The organism is Phormidium sp. FACHB-592, assembly GCF_014695795.1.
Taxonomy (GTDB): domain Bacteria; phylum Cyanobacteriota; class Cyanobacteriia; order Leptolyngbyales; family Leptolyngbyaceae; genus Stenomitos.
Genome location: NZ_JACJOZ010000012.1, coordinates 37,502 through 56,026 on the forward strand (window position 1 = coordinate 37,502; position 18,525 = coordinate 56,026).

11 protein-coding genes are annotated in these 18,525 nt (G+C 49.7%); all 11 read right to left on the minus strand.

All coding sequences use genetic code 11. The features are described 5' to 3' along the window. Window positions 1-412: 412 nt before the first annotated feature. The 11 genes from H6F86_RS02145 to metH all read right to left on the minus strand — a co-directional run bounded on the left by H6F86_RS02145 (window position 413) and on the right by metH (window position 18,483). Window positions 413-1,264 carry a pentapeptide repeat-containing protein gene (locus H6F86_RS02145; protein ID WP_190446467.1) on the minus strand — a complete coding sequence of 284 codons (852 nt, stop codon included), beginning with the start codon at window positions 1,262-1,264 and terminating at the stop codon, window positions 413-415. 186 nt (window positions 1,265-1,450) lie between these two features. Continuing rightward, window positions 1,451-1,627, minus strand: a complete 177-nt coding sequence (locus H6F86_RS02150; RefSeq protein WP_190446468.1) for a hypothetical protein — start codon at window positions 1,625-1,627, stop codon at window positions 1,451-1,453. A gap of 401 nt (window positions 1,628-2,028) precedes the next feature. Further along, window positions 2,029-4,968 carry a GAF domain-containing protein gene (locus H6F86_RS02155; RefSeq protein ID WP_190446469.1) on the minus strand — a complete coding sequence of 980 codons (2,940 nt, stop codon included), beginning with the start codon at window positions 4,966-4,968 and terminating at the stop codon, window positions 2,029-2,031. Between the two features lie 55 nt (window positions 4,969-5,023). After that, window positions 5,024-5,425 carry a response regulator gene (locus tag H6F86_RS02160; RefSeq protein ID WP_190446470.1) on the minus strand — a complete coding sequence of 134 codons (402 nt, stop codon included), beginning with the start codon at window positions 5,423-5,425 and terminating at the stop codon, window positions 5,024-5,026. A gap of 70 nt (window positions 5,426-5,495) precedes the next feature. Next, window positions 5,496-5,876, minus strand: coding sequence for a response regulator (locus H6F86_RS02165; protein WP_190446471.1), 381 nt, complete (start codon window positions 5,874-5,876; stop codon window positions 5,496-5,498). Further along, window positions 5,852-8,923, minus strand: a complete 3,072-nt coding sequence (locus H6F86_RS02170; protein WP_190446472.1) for a PAS domain S-box protein — start codon at window positions 8,921-8,923, stop codon at window positions 5,852-5,854. Before H6F86_RS02170 ends, H6F86_RS02165 begins: the two co-directional genes overlap by 25 nt. A gap of 45 nt (window positions 8,924-8,968) precedes the next feature. Continuing rightward, window positions 8,969-10,846, minus strand: coding sequence for a response regulator (locus H6F86_RS02175; RefSeq protein WP_190446473.1), 1,878 nt, complete (start codon window positions 10,844-10,846; stop codon window positions 8,969-8,971). A gap of 385 nt (window positions 10,847-11,231) precedes the next feature. Then, entirely contained in the window at window positions 11,232-13,094 is a 1,863-nt protein-coding gene (locus H6F86_RS02180; protein ID WP_190446474.1) for an ATP-binding protein, read from the minus strand. Window positions 13,095-13,564: 470 nt separating this feature from the next. Further along, on the minus strand, window positions 13,565-13,939 hold the full coding sequence (locus H6F86_RS02185) for a group 1 truncated hemoglobin (RefSeq protein ID WP_190446475.1): 375 nt from the start codon (window positions 13,937-13,939) through the stop codon (window positions 13,565-13,567). Window positions 13,940-14,201: 262 nt separating this feature from the next. Continuing rightward, entirely contained in the window at window positions 14,202-14,693 is a 492-nt protein-coding gene (locus H6F86_RS02190) for a hypothetical protein (protein WP_190446476.1), read from the minus strand. Window positions 14,694-14,814: 121 nt separating this feature from the next. Continuing rightward, window positions 14,815-18,483 (minus strand): methionine synthase, encoded by a 3,669-nt coding sequence (gene metH, locus H6F86_RS02195; protein WP_190446477.1) that lies wholly within the window; start codon window positions 18,481-18,483, stop codon window positions 14,815-14,817. Between the last annotated feature and the right edge of the window lie 42 nt (window positions 18,484-18,525).

The window sequence follows — 18,525 nt, forward strand, 5'->3', positions numbered from 1 at the left end:
AGTGTTCGTAGATAGCTGTTGAAAGGTACCACTTTCGCATCTGTCTACCCTTTTGGGAAAGTTGTTGAGCGTAGTTAAACTAATACCACTTTAAAGAGTGCTAGCTGCAGTCCCGGCTTAATCTCCCTCCGTCTTCCTGAGGCAAAAGGTTGCGTATCAAGAGGTTCAGTCGAATTGCCATGCGACGGACACACCTATCCTTAGCACTATGGGTTGTCATCGTCGATGAATTTATTGATTGGATAATATCGACTGTAACGATCAGCTCCAACTTCTGCTAGTAAGGCTTAAGAAACTTGGCACTAAACAACTGCTAGCAATTTCCAGGCGGAAACACTCTCTGCTGCTAGCTGAAACTCTATGTTTGAAACTCTACGCAGTCCTATTGAAAACACTATGTGCTACTGCTGCCTTAAACTTCTACAGATGTATTAGCGAGACACACTCCCTGTGCAAGCAGATCAAAGTCTCTGGGAAACTGCGTTTCTAAAGTGTAGAGTGCTCGTTCAAAGATGGCGTTTCTCAGGTTTACGCCTCGCAGATCAGCACTACTTAAATCGGCTGCCCGCAGTCTTGTGCCTGTCAAACTCGCTGACCGTAAATGGGCTGCACTTAAGTTTGCGGCTGTGAGATCTGCCGCTTGTAGATTTGCGCCGTTCAGCTTTGCCTCATGTAGATCAATACCACCCAGATCGGCACCTTGCAAATCCACACCATTTAAGTAGGCTTCATTCAACTTAACTCCAGTTAAGAGGGCACCTTGCAGCACCGCACCGCTTAACCGGGCACCACTTAGGTTTGCCCAACTCAGGTTTGCGCCCTGCAAATTAGCTGAACGTAGGTTGATGCCCCGCAAGTCTGCTCCACATAAATTGACTGCTTGCAAATTGGCTTCACGTAGGTTTACGCCAGCTAAGTTTGCACCACTAAGTTTAGTAGCGCTTAAGTTTGCCCGCACAAGTGAGGCTCCCTTTAGGTTCGCTTTAGTTAAGTCGGCGGCTGCCAAGTTTGCATGACTGAGTTTAGCGAAGCTCAGGTTAGCTCTGTTTAAAAACGCCTGACTTAAATTGCTTCTTACCAAATTAGCTTTACAGAGGTTTGCTGAAGCTAGATAGGCTGAGGACAAACAGGCTCCAGTGAGGTCCGCACTGGCTAAGGTGATTTCTGCCAGATTGGCTCCTAGTAGACTGATGTTGGAAAGGTCAACACCGCTAAAATCTCTTTGTCCTTCTAGATAGTGTAGTAGGAGTTCATAGTCGTACATTTTTTGCCCCCAGGATTAACCAGAAACTTAGCCTGCACTTAAAGTTCCCTAAGAGCACCGCAGTAGAGAAAGCTTTGTCTCATTTGATACAAAGCTTAATTGGTGGAAAGGAGGCTTTACTGACCAAATAGCCGCTTTCCATCGATCGCCCTCTTGCTGCAACTAAAATTATTGCGATCAAAGAGATTAGCGAACACTAGCGCTATGAGCAGTGCCGCTAGCCCTAAGTTGAAAGCCAACCGTTGCACCAGGAGAAAGAAGCTTGCCTAACGTTTCACTACTGAACTGAGGAGCGATCGTACTTCTTGCAAAACTCAGCGGTTTGCTAATGAGTGCAGGGCTTGCAGTGAGACCTACAAACATCGCAACTGAAGCGAACTTTAAGTTTGTCAAGCCGTAACAAGCTCCCGCTTGGAAGGGGGCCTTAAACTTACATTGTCTAAACTTACGTTGTTTAAATTCACTGCTGCTAAAAGGATAGATTCTTCTAGCACAGGCATTTCTTGCCAGCAATGGCGACAGAACCAGTATTTCTCCTGGCAACGGATGTGGCGAAGTAAGGGACCAGAGCAGCAAGGGCAAGAAGTCATGATGAGAGAATCTAATCAATACGATGTAGAGAGAAACAGCGATCGCTCGGTGCAACCACTTCTCGATCATGTTCAACGTAGAGAAAGATTTTGAAGAAAATTTGAAGCAGGGGGAAACAATACATTGAATGATGGTTTTTAATCTTTGCAAACCATCATTCAGCGGTTTTGGTTTCAAGTTTGAAGCGTCTGATGCAGGGCAAGCAACAACTCTGGGGCAGTAAAGGGTTTCATTAAGAAGTGATCCACTCGAATATCCATTTCTGCTAATGCTTCATTGGTGGTTAATCCACTGGTTGCGACAATCTTCAGCTTAGGATTAATAGCTTGTAGGGTACGAATAGCCGTGGGACCATCCATTGTCGGCATCATAATGTTCATGAGCGCTAGACGAATAGACGCTTGATGCCGAGTGTAAAGAGCGATCGCTTCAATGCCATTGCTTGCAGTGAGAACGCGATAGCCATAGGCTTCCAGCGTTGTTTTGGTTGACTCCCGAATTGCCGCTTCATCATCCGCTAGCAAAAGCCATGTTCCCGCTCCATCAGAAATTTCTGACGATGTGGGTGTCTGAGCCTCGCTGCTTTGTAACGCTGGCAGATACACTTTGAACTTAGTGCCGTCTCCCACTTGGCTAGAGACAGTCATAAAACCATGATGGCTGTTGATAATGGTCATCACAGTTGATAACCCCAAACCTGTACCTTGACCAATTTTTTTGGTGGTGAAGAAAGGGTCAAAGATGCGATCGATAATATGAGCAGCGATGCCAGTACCCGTATCAGCTACTGTGATCACAATATAGGAACCTGCACGAGCACCGAGGTGTAGGTTCGCCGTGCTTTCGTCTAGCTCCGTGTTTTCAGCCGTGATTTGCAGGATGCCACCATTGGGCATGGCATCACGAGCGTTCACACAAAGGTTCATAAGAATCTGGTGCAGTTGGGTGACATCGCTCCAAACCATCCATAAATCGTTTGGTATATAGGTTATGACATTGATTGCTTTCGGAAAGGTCTCCTCAGCAATTTGTTTAATTTCATTAATCAGGTGTTTCACTTCTAATAGCGATTGTTCGCCTTCGCTGCCGCGTGCAAAGCTCAACACTTGCTTTACCAAACTGGCTCCCCGTCTGGCGCTAGTTTCAATCACATTCAGCCATTTCTGGCGTTTTGCACTTTCAGGCTGCATTTCTAACAGGGGCACTGCCATCAAAATGGGTGCCAACACATTGTTTAGGTCGTGGGCAATACCACCCGCCAGAGTGCCAATGCTTTCTAGACGTTGAGTGCGGAGAAACTGTCGTTCCAGCAACTTTTTCTGTGTGATGTCGGTGTTTACAATCAAAAAAGCTTTGGGCTGTCCGTTAGGGTGTCGTACCAGCGTCCAACGGCTGGCAACAGTCACTTCTGTTTGCGTCTTCGTTAATTGTGTAAGTTCGCCCTGCCATTGTCCGGTAACAAGAACGGTCTGGTAGATTTCTGTCAGGTTGGAGGGAGCCTCTCGGTACAAGAGGTCAGCCGCCGCTTTGCCACAAACTTCCTCTGCTGACCAGCCGTATAACCTTGCTGCGCCTTGATTCCAGAAGGTGATTTGATGGTTAAGATCTCGCACGACGATCGCATCCGTTGCCACATCGAGCAGCATTGCCTGATCTTGATTTTTTGCTTCTGCTTGCATCCGTTCGGTCAGTTGCGTTTGCACTTGTTGATAGAGGGATGCCTGATGGATCGCGATCGCCACCTGATCTGCAAGTTGTTTGAGCAATTGAATTTCTTCCTCAGACCACTGGCGCGGCTGGGCGCATTGATGAGCAATTAACAAGCCCCATAGATGCCCAGTTTGAATAATGGGCACTACCAGATTTGCTTGCACACCTAACTGTTCAAGGAACTCGGCATAGCAGGGATGGATGCTACCGTCATGAATATCGGCAACGGCACTGGCTCGTCCCTCAAAATATTTCTGAATATAGTTGGCTTGGAAACAGGGATCAGCCAAATTGTGTCCCAGAAGTGCCTCCCAGTTGGGATCGACTGACTCTTGCACCATATATCCTGAACCATCTGGCTCTAGCTGAAAAAGCAATACCCGGTCTGCTTGCAGTACCTGACGGACGTCGGTAACGGTGGTGGTTAGGATCTCGTTGAGGTCAAGGGATTGACGAATGTGTTCCGTCACTACTCGAATGAGCTTTTCTTGCTGGGCTTTCTGCTCTAAGCGGGTTTCAGCCGCTTTGCGATCGCTAATATCGGTGACAAAGCCTTCCAACCGTAACAGGGCACCGTTATCTGTATAAATGCCACGTCCTCGTTCCCAAACCCATCGCTCGGTGCCCCTTTGAGTAATGATGCGATACTCACACTCGTAGGGTTGCCGCAGTTTTACGGCTTGCTGCACCTGTTCCCAAACAAGGGTGCGATCGTGGGGATGGATGTTTTGCCCGTAGGCAGTGGTGCGATCAACTAGATACTCTGCCTGGTGATAGCCAGTTACCGCAAACACACCCTCACTAATAAACTCAGCCCTATAATCTGGCTCATCAGCAACCTGGTAAACATAACCGGGTAGATTGTCCATGAGCGTAGCTAAACGGCGTTCGCTTTCTTGCCGTGCTGCTAGATTGCGGCGTAACTCCAGTTGGCTGACGACCTGACGGCTAAGGGCTTGCAATGCCCGAATCTGTTCAGGGCTAAGTTGCCGCGGTCTGCGATCGATAACGCAGAGCGTGCCGATGCGATAGCTGTCTGGAGTGGTTAAAGGGATACCGGCATAAAACCGAATTTTGGGGTCGCCTGTTACCAAAGAATTGTTAGCAAAGCGTTCGTCTGTCAGGGCATCCTGCACAATCAGAGGTTCAGCTTGCAAAATTGTGTGATGACAGAAGGCAAGCGTGCGGGGCGTCTCTGAAACCGCCAAGCCAATCTTTGACTTAAACCATTGTCGATCGTGGTCGAGTAGAGAAACGAGCGCGATCGGAGTGCCGCAAATTTGAGCAGCTAACTGGGTCACATCGTCAAAGGCAGCTTCAGGTGCTGTATCCAGGATGCAATATTGGTGGAGGGCCTTTAAGCGGCTGGTTTCATACGCAGTTTCGATCGTTTGTTGGCTCATACTTGCCCTCAGTTGATAGTCGTGTTGAAAATTCTTGGCTTTGTAGACGGTCAGTTCATGGGCTTTCCTCTCGTTGTCCTACTGCCCATCCCAAAAAGCCTGCTACTTGCTCGACCAAGCTAAAGGGATCGAAGGGTTTGGCGATCGCGCCTACGGCTCCCAGTGCTTCACAGCTCTTTGGGTCTGCAAAGTCTGTTGCGATCGTTAGCAGAACAACCGGAATTGCCTCAGTTGCAGGATTCGCTTTAAGCTGTCGGAGAAGTGTAAGACCATCTACATCTGCCATCAGTACGTCTAGTACGATCGCATCTGGTTTTGCTGTGAGGGCTTCAGCAAAACCTGCCCGACCAGAACTAGCCGTGATCACTGTCCACCCTGCCAGATCCTCAAAGCAGCTTTGAACCACTTCCTGTATGGCGGCTTCATCGTCAATGACTAGGATTTGTTTGGTGGACACACGTCTTCTCCGGGGCTGAGTTGTCTTCACCCTAGAGGAAGAGTTTGAGGAAAGTTTGAAGTTTCTTAATTTATACCGTCCACCCAAAAACGTCTGTCACCTGATCGACGAGGGCGATCGGGTCAAACGGTTTCAAAATGACCCCCGCCACGCCCGTTTGAGCAAACGCTGCGCGGTCTTCTGGTTGCACTCTGGCAGTCAGCAGCACCACAGGAATCTTTTGCGTCACGGTATTTTCTTGCAACTGCCGCAGCACCGTGAACCCATCCATACCCGGCATCGAAACATCTAACAAAATTCCGTCTGGCAAGGCAGTCTGAGCGATCTGCAAGCCCTCAATACCTGATGCTGCCATCAAGACTTCCATGTCTCCCAATTCTTCCAGGCAGCCTTGAATGACTTCTAGAATAACTGCTTCATCGTCGATTACGAGTATACGTTTGGCTGACATTCTGTTCCCTTTACTCTTGCGTCCTCATCCACCATCGGCAATGTGAAGTAAAACGTACTTCCTTCCCCTAAACGGCTCTCGACCCAGATGCGTCCACCGTGCTGCTCGATCATTTTGCGACAGATCGCCAAGCCGAGTCCAGTGCCGCCTTTGTCACGAGAGTCGGACGCATCGACTTGCTGAAAGCGTTCAAAAACGGTCTCTAGCTTGTCTGAAGGAATACCGCGACCTAGATCTTTGACAGCGAAGCGAACGGAGGGGCAAGCGGGTGCTTCTTTCTTTCCTGTGCCCTCAACTTGAAGCTGTGGCTCTGCGCTCAACCAAATTTGCCCGCCTGCCGGTGAGAATTTGATGGCGTTGCTTAACAAGTTAGTGAGGATCTGGATAATGGTATCGGGGGCTGCCCACACAGATGCAGACAGGGGCACGACGTTAAGTTGGATGTGGTGTTCTTCGGCATAGGCGCGCATCGTGTCAGCGGCTTGCTGCATCAAGGCAGCAGCATCGCAAGCTTGCAGAGAGAGCTTCATTTTGCCGGATTCTAGCCGTTGCAAATCGAGAATGTCGTTGACTAAGCGCACGAGGCGATCGCTCTGTTGAGCAGCAATTTCAATCATGCGGTGTTTTTTGTCAGGTTTTTTGTCGTAAACTCCCCGCAAAATCAAGCCTAGAGAGCCGCGAATAGCAGTGAGAGGCGTGCGGAGTTCGTGACTGACAATGGAAATAAATTCGGTTTTCATGCGGTCTAAGGCACGTTGCTCAGTGATGTCGCGAGCAATTTTGGAAGCACCGACAATGGTGCCTTTAGCATCTCTTACGGGCGAAAGAGTGAGCGCAATATCAATCAGCGTGCCGTCTTTACGCTGTCGAACAGTTTCGTATTGCTGAATCAAATCGCCCCGGCGGATCTGAGTTAAGAGCCGCACTTCTTCACCCAGTCGGTCTGAGGGAATGATCAGCCCAATGTACTGACCGATCGCCTCTGTGGCTGAGTAGCCAAACAGTTTCTCAGCGCTGGCGTTCCAGCTTACGATCACACCATCCAGCGTTTTGCTGATAATGGCATCCTGCGAGGAGGCAACAATGGCAGCCAGACGGGCTTGAGCGGCTTCGGCTTGCTTGCGATCGCTAATGTCTCGCAGAATAGCTGTAAAAATTCGTTCGTTGCCCAGCGTCAAGCGAGAAATTGAGGCTTCAGCAGGAAACTCACTGCCGTCTTTACGGAGACCGGAAAGCTCGCTGCGCTCTCCCATTTGTCGAGCAATTTCAGGTGCTTGCGTAAAACCGCTGATATGACGCGGATGGCTTTGGGCAAAGCGTTCTGGTAAAAGAAGGCTCAACGGTTGACCCAAGACTTCTGCCGCTGCGTAGCCAAAAATCTTCTCGGCTCCTTTGTTAAATAAGGTGATTTGTTGCTGTGCATCAATTGAGATAATGGCATCATTCGCAATCTCTACAATGCCAGCAAATCTTGCCTGAGAGGCGGTTAAGGCTGCCTCAGTGCGCTTGCGATCGCGAGTATCAAATAGGGTCGAGCGGCTCATCACGTAATTGCCGGACTCGTCGTAAATTGCTGTGGAGTTCAAGTTGACCGATAGGAGTGATCCATCTTTACAGATCAGTTCAAACTCCAGGTTGCGAACCCAACCCACTTCCTTAAACTTAGAAAAATGTTCCTGAAACGTCTGTACGCTAGGGGAAGTCAGTAGATCAGAAAACAGTTTGCCTAAAATTTCGTGGCGCTCATAGCCCAGCCACTGCAACTCAATATCGTTGATGCGGACAAAGCGCCCCTCGGCATCAAGGGAATGATAGCCACAGGGAGCCTTATCGTAGAGATCTTGAACTTCGTCTGCCCGGTGCTTGAGTTCAGCAGTGCGTTCCTGTACCTGCTGCTCTAACGTTTGGTTTGCTTGTTGCAACGCGGTTGCAATCCGTTTGCGATCGGTAACATCCCGTGTGATAGCAAGCACCTGAATGCCCGCCTCATCTTGAAAGTTCAGCGGCACAGCATGGGATTCCAACCAGCGGTGAGTGCCCTTCAGCCCGATGATTTCAAACTCTAAGACTCCTGGCTGCCCCTGCGTAACCTGCTGAGTAAAGGCTAGAAACGCCTGTCGAAACGACGGTTCGATTAAGGGACAGACATTTTGCCCGATCACCTGATCCAGGTGATCGACTTCAAGCATCGCCAGTCCTGCCGGATTCATGGCTTGCAAGATGCCGTCTGCCGTAATCACCTTGACGCACTCTGGTTCTGCCTCAAAGATGGCACGTAGATGTTGCTCGCTTCTTTCTCGAGCAACCTGGTCTTGTTTACGAGCGGTAATGTCTACGATCGTGCCACTCATCTGCACAGGTTGATTGGCTGCGTCATAAACCGCCTCTCCTCTACCTTCAACCCAATGCACGCTACCATCTGCCCAGACGACCCGATACTCAAGGTGGTAAGCAGTGCGCTGCTCTAGCGCTTGTTGCACAGCATCAGTAACGCTAACGCGATCGTCGGGATGCACTCGCTCATTAAAGGTTTCATACCGCCCATCAAAGGTGCCAGGTTCGAGACCAAACAACTGTTCATGCTCTGGCGACCAGGTAATGTCCCCCGTTACCAAATTCCAATGCCATGTTCCGACGCAGGCAGCCGCTAATGCTGTTCGCAGTGCTTGCACGTTTGCTTCCTGCAACTGGTGATTCAGTTGGTCGAGCTTGCGTTGGTTCGTCCGTTGAAGGTTCGTCAGCAGATTAATTAACGAGGCAACGGTGATAAAAACGCCTAAGCTAACGCAAGCGCTAGAACCCTTTACTGGTAATTGATCTAGCGGTGGCAGCAGAAAATAGCTTAGAGACAGAGCCGCCAAAATCGTTGTGACGATGCCTGGTCGAACCCCACCAAACCAGCATGAAACCAGCACAGCTAGGTAAAAAAAGGCAGCAATCGTTTGGCTCAAAAAGGGTTTTAGCCAGAGGGTGAGCAAGAGGGCGATCGCGGTCGCGCCTACTGCCACTCCATACGTGATCACTCGACGATCAACTGTGCTGCTCACAAAAACTCCTTGAAGATCACCGCTTAAGCTTGACACTTTTTGCCTCTACGTCGCCTGACCCTTGTCTGCTAGTTGACTTGAAGGACTGGCAGTAGGCTGGAACCCATTTCGTTTAAGTCGATGAATAATGCGGGTCGCCAGTTCTGTTGCTGCCATCGCTTTAAAGAGGTAGTCATCAGCGCCAGCGGTAAAGGCACGATCGACGATTGCCGCTTCTGTATGAGTAGACAGAAATAAAATCGTTAACTGCTGCCACTTAGGGTCACTCCGCACTGCCTGACACAAATCCACGCCATTAAAACCAGGCATTTCTAAGTCTAACAACAGCAGGTTTGGCATGGTTGCCGTTAACATTTCCCAAAACTGGTGGGGGTCACTCAGTCCAGTCACTTCTACACCAAAGGGCTGCAACAAATGCGCCAGGTTAGCAGCGATCGCGCCATCATCATCCACTACCAGCACGCGATTGTGGTGCTGCACCTGGGTTTGCCGTAACACGTTGGTCACAGCTTTGAGAATTTCATAGGTCGGTAGCGGTTTTTGCAAAAAGACGCAGCCTCCTAGCCGCACTACTGCCAGACGACTAGCCAAATCGCCCTGCCCAGTAAACGCCAACACTGGAATGGGCGGCGAGCGCTGCATCAACTCCCGCAGCAACGTAAACCCATTGTCGGCACCCGGAAAGTTCAAATCCAGCAAAATTGCATCTGGAGGCACCTGGGCGATCGCTTTGCGGGCAACTGCCAAATCAGTCGCCAGTTCAACCCGAAGCCCCCAGGCGATCGCCTCAATCCTGACCCGTTCTGCCAACAGTAGATCATCATCAATAATCAGCAGAGAGGGAGCGTAGGCATTAGTCTCTGGCATGGTAGCCGTTGCCTGTGCCTGAGCCAGCACTTGCTGCAACGATGCCACCAGTTGCGAGACGTGCTGCACCTGTGCTGCTTCTAACCTTGCCTCCAATTGCAGCAACGACTCTAACTCCCGTGCCAGATGCGACCCTGCCATAAAGCCAAAAATGCCCAGCGATCCGGCTAACTTATGCGCCTCTTGCTGGGCGTGCTGTTGCTGTGATGGGGTCAATTGCCCTGCCGTCAAAGCGCGTGCTGCCGTTTCTAAAACCGTTACCTGCGCCAGGATATTGTCTCGATACTTTTCCCAAACTCTGGCAGTCGTTGTTGCTGCCCTCTGATTCACCGCTGCTTCCCGCTTTTGCTTGCCAGGAGTTAAAACGGGGGCTTCTGCCGCCTGAGCAGGCGTTCGGAGCCGATACCCTAACCCGTAAACCGTCTCAATTAAATCGGAGGCACCTGCCGCTTTCAGTTTTTGGCGCAGGCATTTAATGTGCGTGCTGACGGTTTCCTCTCCAGGCGGTTCAGCAAAATCCCACAGGCGATCGAGAATGGCACTGCGGCTAAAGATGCGTTTGGGGTTGAGCAAAAAAAGCTCTAACAGACCATATTCTTTATGGGTGAGCCGTAACGGTTGACCGTTACAGGTGACTTCGCTAGTGACCGTATCAAACTGCACTGTTTCCCAGGTCAAGACCGAGTCGGCAGAGGCACGTTCTCGCCGCAACAAGGCACGTATGCGCGCTATTAGCTCTGGCGGATCAAAGGGCTTTACAACATAGTCATCGGCTCCTGCCTCTAACCCAATAATGCGATCGCCACTGCTAGCGTTTGCTGACAGCAGCAAGATGGGACATTGATAACCGTCTGCCCGAAGTTGCTGACAGACACGAATGCCGTCCAATTTGGGGAGTACCACACCCAGCAAAATTAAGTCATAGGCAGAGTCTCTGGCCAACTCCAGCCCCATTTGCCCATCCGTTGCCAGGTTTACCGCATAGTGTTGGGCGGTAAGCAGTTCAACTAATGCCGAACTGGTAGGCTGATCATCCTCAATCAGCAAGATTTTCATAGGCGATCGTGCTTCCCGTAAGTGGGCATAAGCGTTTGTATCATTGCCTACATCTTAATTGCTACTGTATTAAGAGGCTATAAGGTCACGGGTAACGTTGCACTAGCCTCCTGGTAACGCTCCATGTACCTATGGCTGATAGTCATATCAATTCAAAAGTGCTGGTTAGAGATTCCCGTGCTTGCTTCCCCTCAAGCCTCTTTATAAGGGCGAAGCCGCAGACAGGAGACGCTTGCTTTATAGCATGTGAAGAAAATCGGTATAAGTTGGCTAAGACTGCTTAACTGCATCTCACCGAGCTGTAGGCGTTATTTCTGTTCTTCACAACTAACGTTTGAAAAAGGGTGCTGCCCTTCAAGAAAGGACATTTAAGTGCCTGAATTTATTATGCAGCAGCACGGATTTGCTGTCGAACAGGAATTTGAATGATAAACTCCGTTCCCTCACCAAGTATTGAGAAACAATCTAACTTGCCGCCATGTTTCTCAGTGACAATTTGATAACTAATTGGCATTCCCATCCCCGTTCCCTTACCGACGGCTTTCGTGGTGAAGAATGGATCAAAAATACGTTTGTACACAGCTTCAGGCATTCCCATGCCATTATCAGCAATGGAGATCTTTATCCACTCTGAATTGATGATGGAAGTTTGAATGGTAATCTGGTTAGGCTTTTGCTTGATCTCTTGATAGGTTCGTTTGACGTTGGCTTCCTCCAGCGCATCAATAGCATTTGCCAGAATATTCATCAGCGCCTGATTAATTTGCCCCGGATAGCATTCCACTAGCGGTAAATTGCCATACTCACGCACTACCTGAATCGCTGGACGCTCTGCTCTATCTTTCAAACGATGCTGCAAAATCAATAACGTACTATCAATGCCTTCATGCAGATCAACTGCTTTGAAGTCAGCTTCGTCCATGCGTGAGAAGTTACGGAGTGACAAGACAATCTGACGGATGCGATCGGTGCCCATTTTCATCGAATCTAGCATCTTAGGTAGATCGGCTTGGACAAACTCAAGATCAAACGCCTCTGCCTCTGCTTGGATTGCGGGTACTGGGTCAGGGTAGCACTCCTGGTAAAGTTGCACAAAACCTAATAAATTGTGGGCGTATTCCTGTACATAGGTAAGGTTGCCGTGAATGAAGTTGACCGGATTGTTGATTTCATGTGCAACCCCTGCCACCATTTGACCCAAAGCAGACATCTTTTCGCTTTGCACCATCTGAACCTGAGTGCGCTGTAGTTCTTCTAAAAGTTGTTGCAACTGCGTAGTTTTAGCGTTCAGTTCTTGGGTTCTTTCCTCAACTCTAGATTCAAGCGTTTGGCTATAGGTTTCTAGCTGTTCGTTAGCTGTCTGTTGCTCCTGTAGGAGTTGCTTAACCGATTGAATCAGCTGGTTAAACGACTTGGCAAGTGTTCCAATCTCATCGTCTTGCTTAACCGTTGCTTGTAAGTCGAAATTAGATTCCTCAGTAGAGCGTCGGGCAATATCAGTCAAAGCTTCAATCGGTTGAGAGATCGCTCGGCTAGTCAAAATTGCCAAAAGGATGGCGATCGCAATGGACAAGACAATACTTGCCACCATAATGATCTGGGCAACTTCGCCCGCTTGCCGTCGTGACTGTGCTGCTTCCTGAAGCTCCTGGTATGACTCGTCAAGTAAACCCACAAGGTCGTCCGAGATGCCATCGAATTCAAGCGCCAAATTGCTATTTGTAAACGCCAACAGGAGCGCTTGAGCTTGCTTAACATCAGTGGGTGATGCAAGGTTCAGCTTACGAATTCGTTCAACTTGACGTTCTACTTCCTGCGAATAGAGTTGCGGTACCTGGTCATAGGTTTGCAAGAAAGCTGGCATCGCTCTTTGATGTTCCTCACCGTGTAAGGACATAGACTTTGCCACAAATGCTTTAAGCTCAGCCCAAATCTCTTGAATTTCAGCTTTATGCTTCACTAAGTGAGCATATTCATCCTGAAATTTTTCTGGGTATTGCGCCAAAGGGATAAGCTGCTGTTGATGGGTTCGGGCTTGAAGCACACGCGATTGGAGACGCTGTAGAAGCTCCACTTCGTTGCGGGCGTGTGTCTCTCGTTGTTCAGTCATTTGCTGCCAATGATTCTCAAAGGCAAAGCCAGCAATTGTGCCCGACACAGCAATGCCTAGAGCAAGAGCGTACCCTAGACCGATCTTTTGCCCCACTCTGAGGCTGGATAACTGTTGTCTAATGCTTTGCAAGATCATACGGTTTTCCAGGCTACAGACAAATCTTCATAATTTAAGCTGCCCAACTTTCTTGTCAGTCTAACTCTCTCCCTAAACAGAAAGGTTAAATGTATGGAATCTTTCAGAATTGAGAAAATAATTCTAGCGCTTTGATGGAATGAGCGCGATCGACCCACACTCCCTACGTACTAAAGTAGCTAGCAGGCGATTGTACTTAGCCCCTCTCGCCGTAGGTTAGGTTGAGCCGACTTGAGCCTGTAGCTAATCATCCGTCAGTAGGGCGAAACTCAACGTCCATTCGCTCTAGGCTTAGATGCTGGGTTTCATACTTTAACCTAACTGATGAGGTGGGCGATCGCACTCGGAGTACAAACGTTACCCATGCTGCTCAAGGCGCTGTCTGCTACGGCGATATTATTAGACCTTATTATCTTTCTGCCAGTATTGAATGATGACCTTAGCAGGTTTACTATTTCTACCTTCCTAATTTAGCGATTCAAAACATCATTTCGATGAGTAACAGAACCTACAATTTGCACAACTTCATCAATTAAGGCTTGCGGCACTTCCAACTCAACTAAGGTGGCAACTAAATCCTCAGCGATCGCATCGAAGTGGCGATCGGTTAAGCCCATCTCGGCTACTAGTTCTTTATGTGCCTCTCTCATAGGGCTACCATTCCAGTGTTTAGCACCACCAAAAGCATAGGTCATAAAGGTTTTTTGATGCTGTTTCTGTTGTTGCATATCAGTATGAGCAAAGAAATGCTGAACGCGCTCATCTGCCAAAACCTTTTCATAAAACTTTTCTACAGCTATATCAACCGCCGCTGCACCACCGAGCTTGTCATACAGGGTACTCATTGAAAACTACTCCTTACTTGTGTTGAGTTCAATGTGCCGTGACACAAACGAGAAAAACTGAAATATTCAATAATCGAAAAGATTGAATGTAACAAGTTGCAATCTATCTAGCTCGATCCATAGACGTCAAGAAGATGTCTGACGTTGAAGTTAAGCGGCAAAGGCTATCTAACTCAGAATTGAGGGCCTTCAAATGTCCGCTCCAACTTAGGGTTAAGCGGCACAACTCCGACCCTTGTGCTTCTTCTCTCCACATTCTCACTTAGGATGAAGCATTTGCTTTTTTATTAAGAGATGATTTGATATAAGCCACTTCCCAGCGCTGGAGCCATTCACTAATTGCCTCATTAACATCAATAGCAGAAGTAACTACGAGCGGTAAGGCAAAGCATTCATCCCACCAGATAAGTGGTCCACACGTATATGAAACTTGCTTAAGAATGGTAATCATTGTTTGATTTCGGCACACATTTGACCAGAAATGAAAGTCATAGCAACCGTCTTCTGTAAGCCTGCCAAGCATATGTGCATAAGTATCTGAGAAGATTTTTCCGATCGTAACTTCCCATAAATCATCAACAATATGTTCTTTATAGATGTGTTCTCCCTCAAACACCGTTAGTGCCTCAAGAAGTTCTTCTATTGTCGGGAAACGCCCTGGCGAAGTAGGTACATTGGCTCCTTCTTCTTCTAGCCAATGAATCAGATCAGGAACTGTTAGATCAAAGGGGATAACTCCCCAAGACACTGACATTGATGGGTTCTTTCTTCGCAACGGTGTAGATGTAAAGTGTGACCTTACTGTCTCACTTCCGTATTACTGTAACAACAGATGACTGCGATCGTTGGTGTTGATCGCGGCCGCCCCACAACCCCTACGCACTAAAGTAGCTGGCGGCAGGATGATACGCCACGATCGCCGTCGTTGATTGTTCTGGATGGAGTTGTTCGCCTTCATCCATATGCAGGTTAATGCGTTTGGCATCTAGCAAATCTAGCAGCGTGTACTGATCCTGCATATTGGGGCAAGCAGGATAGCCAAAGCTATAGCGCGACCCTCGATAGCGTTGCGCCAACACATCACGAATGTTGTCAGGCTCTTCGCTACCAAAGCCCAACTCGCGACGAATACGGGCATGTACCCACTCTGCTAATGCTTCTGCCATCTGTACCGCGATGCCGTGGAAGTAGAGATAGTCGGTGTAGCTATTGCCGTCAAACAGCTTCTTAGCATACTCCGTAGCGACCTCACCCATTGTCACCGCCTGCATGGGGAAAACATCGATAAGCCCAGAGTCTTTGGGCGCGTAGTAATCGGCGATGCAGTAGCGACGTAAGGATTTTTGGCGAGGGAAGGTGAAGGTAGCGATTGGGTCGTAGGAGTGGGGAGTAGGGAGTGGGGAGTGGGGAGTATAGAGGTGAAGGCTATTACCATCTGCCTGGGCGGGGAAGTAGCCGTAGATGGCTTGAGGATGGAGCAGGTTCTCATCGACAATGCGATGTTTCCACTGATCCAGAATCGGATAGACCGTTTTCTGAAGAAACTCGTCGTACTCTTCCCGTGACTGTTCACGCGGCTTGCGGAACTGCCATTGCCCAGCGATCAACGCCTGTAGATCTAGATACCAGAAAAGTTCGTCCCAGGGAATATCTGTAGGCTGAATGATTTTGGTGCCCCAGAACGGTGGTGTAGGTCGGGGAATATCGGCAGCGATCGCCTCGGAACGCTGAGTGTCTTCGATGGATGGAGTGGGGAGTAGGGAGTGGGGAGTAGGGGTAGCGTTTTGAATTGCTTCCTCTACTCCCTCTGTCGCCACTGCTTCCCCTGCTCCCTCTACCTCCTGCCCTCTGCCTTCTGTCTCCTCTCCCAAAAATCCCTTCACATCATCCCATTCTCCTGCCGCTTTCGCAGGCATGAGCTTATCCATAAAATGGAGATCGGAGAAAGCATCTTTACCGTAAATAACCTGACCGTTATAGGCATTCTGGCAGTCTTCATGAACAAATTTGGGCGTGAGGGCTGCGCCGCCGAGGATAACGGGGACGGTGATACCGCGATCGTTAAAGACGTGCAGGTTCTCCTTCATGAACGCGGTGGATTTGACCAGCAGACCACTCATAGCAATACAGTCAGGCTTGTGCTGCTCGTATGCCTCAATGATGGTATCGACGGGCTGTTTGATGCCCAGGTTAATCACGCGGTAGCCGTTGTTGGACAAAATAATGTCCACCAGATTTTTGCCAATATCGTGTACGTCGCCTTTAACAGTGGCGATGATAAAGGTGCCTTTTGCCTGTCCAGAGTCTTCTTTTTCCATGAACGGCTCTAGAAAGGCGACCGCCGCTTTCATGGTTTCGGCAGATTGCAGCACGAAGGGCAACTGCATTTGACCGGAGCCAAAGAGTTCGCCCACCACTTTCATGCCATCGAGCAAAAAGGTATTGATGATGTGGAGGGGTGGATAGGTTTCCATTGCCTGCTTCAGCAGATCGTCCATGCCCATGCGTTCGCCGTCGATGATGTGCTGCTTCAGCCGTTCTTCGAGCGGCAGGTCGGCGGCAGTGGCAGCGCGAGAAGCCCTGGCATCTTTAGCAGATACGCCTTCAAACAGTTTCGTCAATTCTGTGAGCGGGTCGTAAACGCAGACATCGCCATCAAAGCGTCGTCGATCATAGATCAGGTCTAGGCAGACAGCTTGATGAGCGGGATCGATTTTTGCCAGGGGCAGGATCTTGCTGGCGCTGACGATCGCACCATCCATCCCTGCCTCGGTTGCCTCATGCAGAAACATCGAGTTCAGCACAATCCGTGTGGCGGGACTTAAGCCAAACGAGATATTAGAAACGCCTAGCAAAATGTGGCAACCGGGAAGTTGGGCACGCATTTGCCGGATGGCTTCGATCGTGGCGCGTCCGTTTGCCCGGTCTTCTTCAATGCCCGTAGAGATGGGTAGTGCCAGTGGATCGAAGAAAATTTCGTGAGCAGGGATGCCAAATTCCAGTGCATGGCGATAGGCGCGTTGGGCGATCGCAAATTTCTTCTCGGCGGTGCGTGCCATGCCATCTTCGTCGATCGTGCCTACAACGACCCCAGCACCGTATTGTTTCGCCAACTCCAGCACCTTCAAAAAGCGTGCTTCACCATCTTCGTAGTTCGTAGAGTTGAGCAGGCATTTGCCACCCGCCACCTTCAGCCCTGCCTCCATTTTTTCCCATTCGGTCGAGTCCAGCATCAGCGGCAGCGTAACGTTTGTGACGAGACGAGACACGAGTGCGTGCATATCCCGCACACCATCGCGCCCAACGTAATCCACGTTCACGTCTAGAATGTGCGCCCCTTCTCGCACCTGCTCTTTTGCCAGCGAAACCAGCCCATCCCAGTCTTCTGCATTCAGCAAATCGCGGCACTTCTTGGAGCCGCTGGCATTCAGCCGTTCACCAATGATGAGGAAAGAGTTGTCCTGATCGTAGGGTTGAGCGCTGTAGATGGAGGCGGCAGAGGGAGTATAGCTAAGGAGCGGACGGGGAGAGGGAAACGTTGAGGGGGTAGGAGGGTGAGAGGGTGAGACGGTCGTCCTATCACCTCGGACTGGTCGTGCTTTTGGCGTTAACGTCGTTGACAGTTCTGCCAGCTGCTGGATGTGATCGGGACGGGTGCCACAGCAGCCACCAATGACTTGTACGCCAAGATCTTCGACAAAGTGCATGAGCGCCATGCGGAGTTCCATTGGAGTCAGCTTGTAGTGAGCATGACCACCAACGTTTTCGGGGATGCCTGCGTTGGGGATGCAGGAGATGACGAAGGGCGAGTTGGCAGACAGGTAGCGGATGTGGTCTGCCATGCGATCGGGTCCCGTCGCGCAGTTCAGCCCCAAAATATCAATGGGGAAGGGTTCTAGAATGCTCAACATCGCTGTGATATCAGAGCCAACTAGCATGGTGCCCTGAAGCTCCATCGTGACGGAAACCATGAGTGGTCTGCGATCGCCCTTTTTGGCAAAGACTTCCTCGATGCCATTGAGTGCCGCTTTGATCTGCAACACATCCTGACAGGTCTCAACAATAAATAGATCGACACCACCGTCGTACAGACCGTCGGCTTGCTCTGCAACGGTTGCCTTCATGGTGTCGTAGTCGATATGTCCCAATGTGGGGAGCTTGGTAGTGGGACCGATCGACCCAGCCACAAAGCGCGGTTTTTCGGGAGTCGAAAATTCAGCGGCAACCTGTTTTGCCAATTCTGCCGCGGCTTTGTTCAACGCATATGCCTGATCTGCCAGATCGTACTCTGCCAGGACGATCGACATTGCTCCAAAGGTATCGGTTTCGATGACATCCGCACCCGCCGCCAAAAACTCGCGATGCACCTGAGCCACTGCTTCAGGTTTGGTAAACACTAAATATTCGTTGCAGCCTTCGTACTCTGCGCCCCCAAAGTCGTCTGCCGTCAGGTTTTGTGTTTGCAGCGAGGTACCCATTGCGCCATCAAAAACAATCACGGGGCGATCGGGGTGATGCAGTCGTTCTAGAAAGGCGCTTTTCATTGGGATTTCGACTCAAAACTTAACGTAGACTGTACTACCAAC

What these genes read in the sequence shown, in the direction of transcription:
- H6F86_RS02145 (WP_190446467.1), bottom strand. Translation starts at nt 1,264, where the DNA reads ATGTACGACTATGAACTCCTACTACACTATCTAGAAGGACAAAGAGAT.
- H6F86_RS02175 (WP_190446473.1), bottom strand. Translation starts at nt 10,846, where the DNA reads ATGAAAATCTTGCTGATTGAGGATGATCAGCCTACCAGTTCGGCATTA.
- metH (WP_190446477.1), bottom strand. Translation starts at nt 18,483, where the DNA reads ATGAAAAGCGCCTTTCTAGAACGACTGCATCACCCCGATCGCCCCGTG.
- H6F86_RS02155 (WP_190446469.1), bottom strand. Translation starts at nt 4,968, where the DNA reads ATGAGCCAACAAACGATCGAAACTGCGTATGAAACCAGCCGCTTAAAG.
- H6F86_RS02150 (WP_190446468.1), bottom strand. Translation starts at nt 1,627, where the DNA reads ATGTTTGTAGGTCTCACTGCAAGCCCTGCACTCATTAGCAAACCGCTG.
- H6F86_RS02165 (WP_190446471.1), bottom strand. Translation starts at nt 5,876, where the DNA reads ATGTCAGCCAAACGTATACTCGTAATCGACGATGAAGCAGTTATTCTA.
- H6F86_RS02185 (WP_190446475.1), bottom strand. Translation starts at nt 13,939, where the DNA reads ATGAGTACCCTGTATGACAAGCTCGGTGGTGCAGCGGCGGTTGATATA.
- H6F86_RS02190 (WP_190446476.1), bottom strand. Translation starts at nt 14,693, where the DNA reads ATGTCAGTGTCTTGGGGAGTTATCCCCTTTGATCTAACAGTTCCTGAT.
- H6F86_RS02180 (WP_190446474.1), bottom strand. Translation starts at nt 13,094, where the DNA reads ATGATCTTGCAAAGCATTAGACAACAGTTATCCAGCCTCAGAGTGGGG.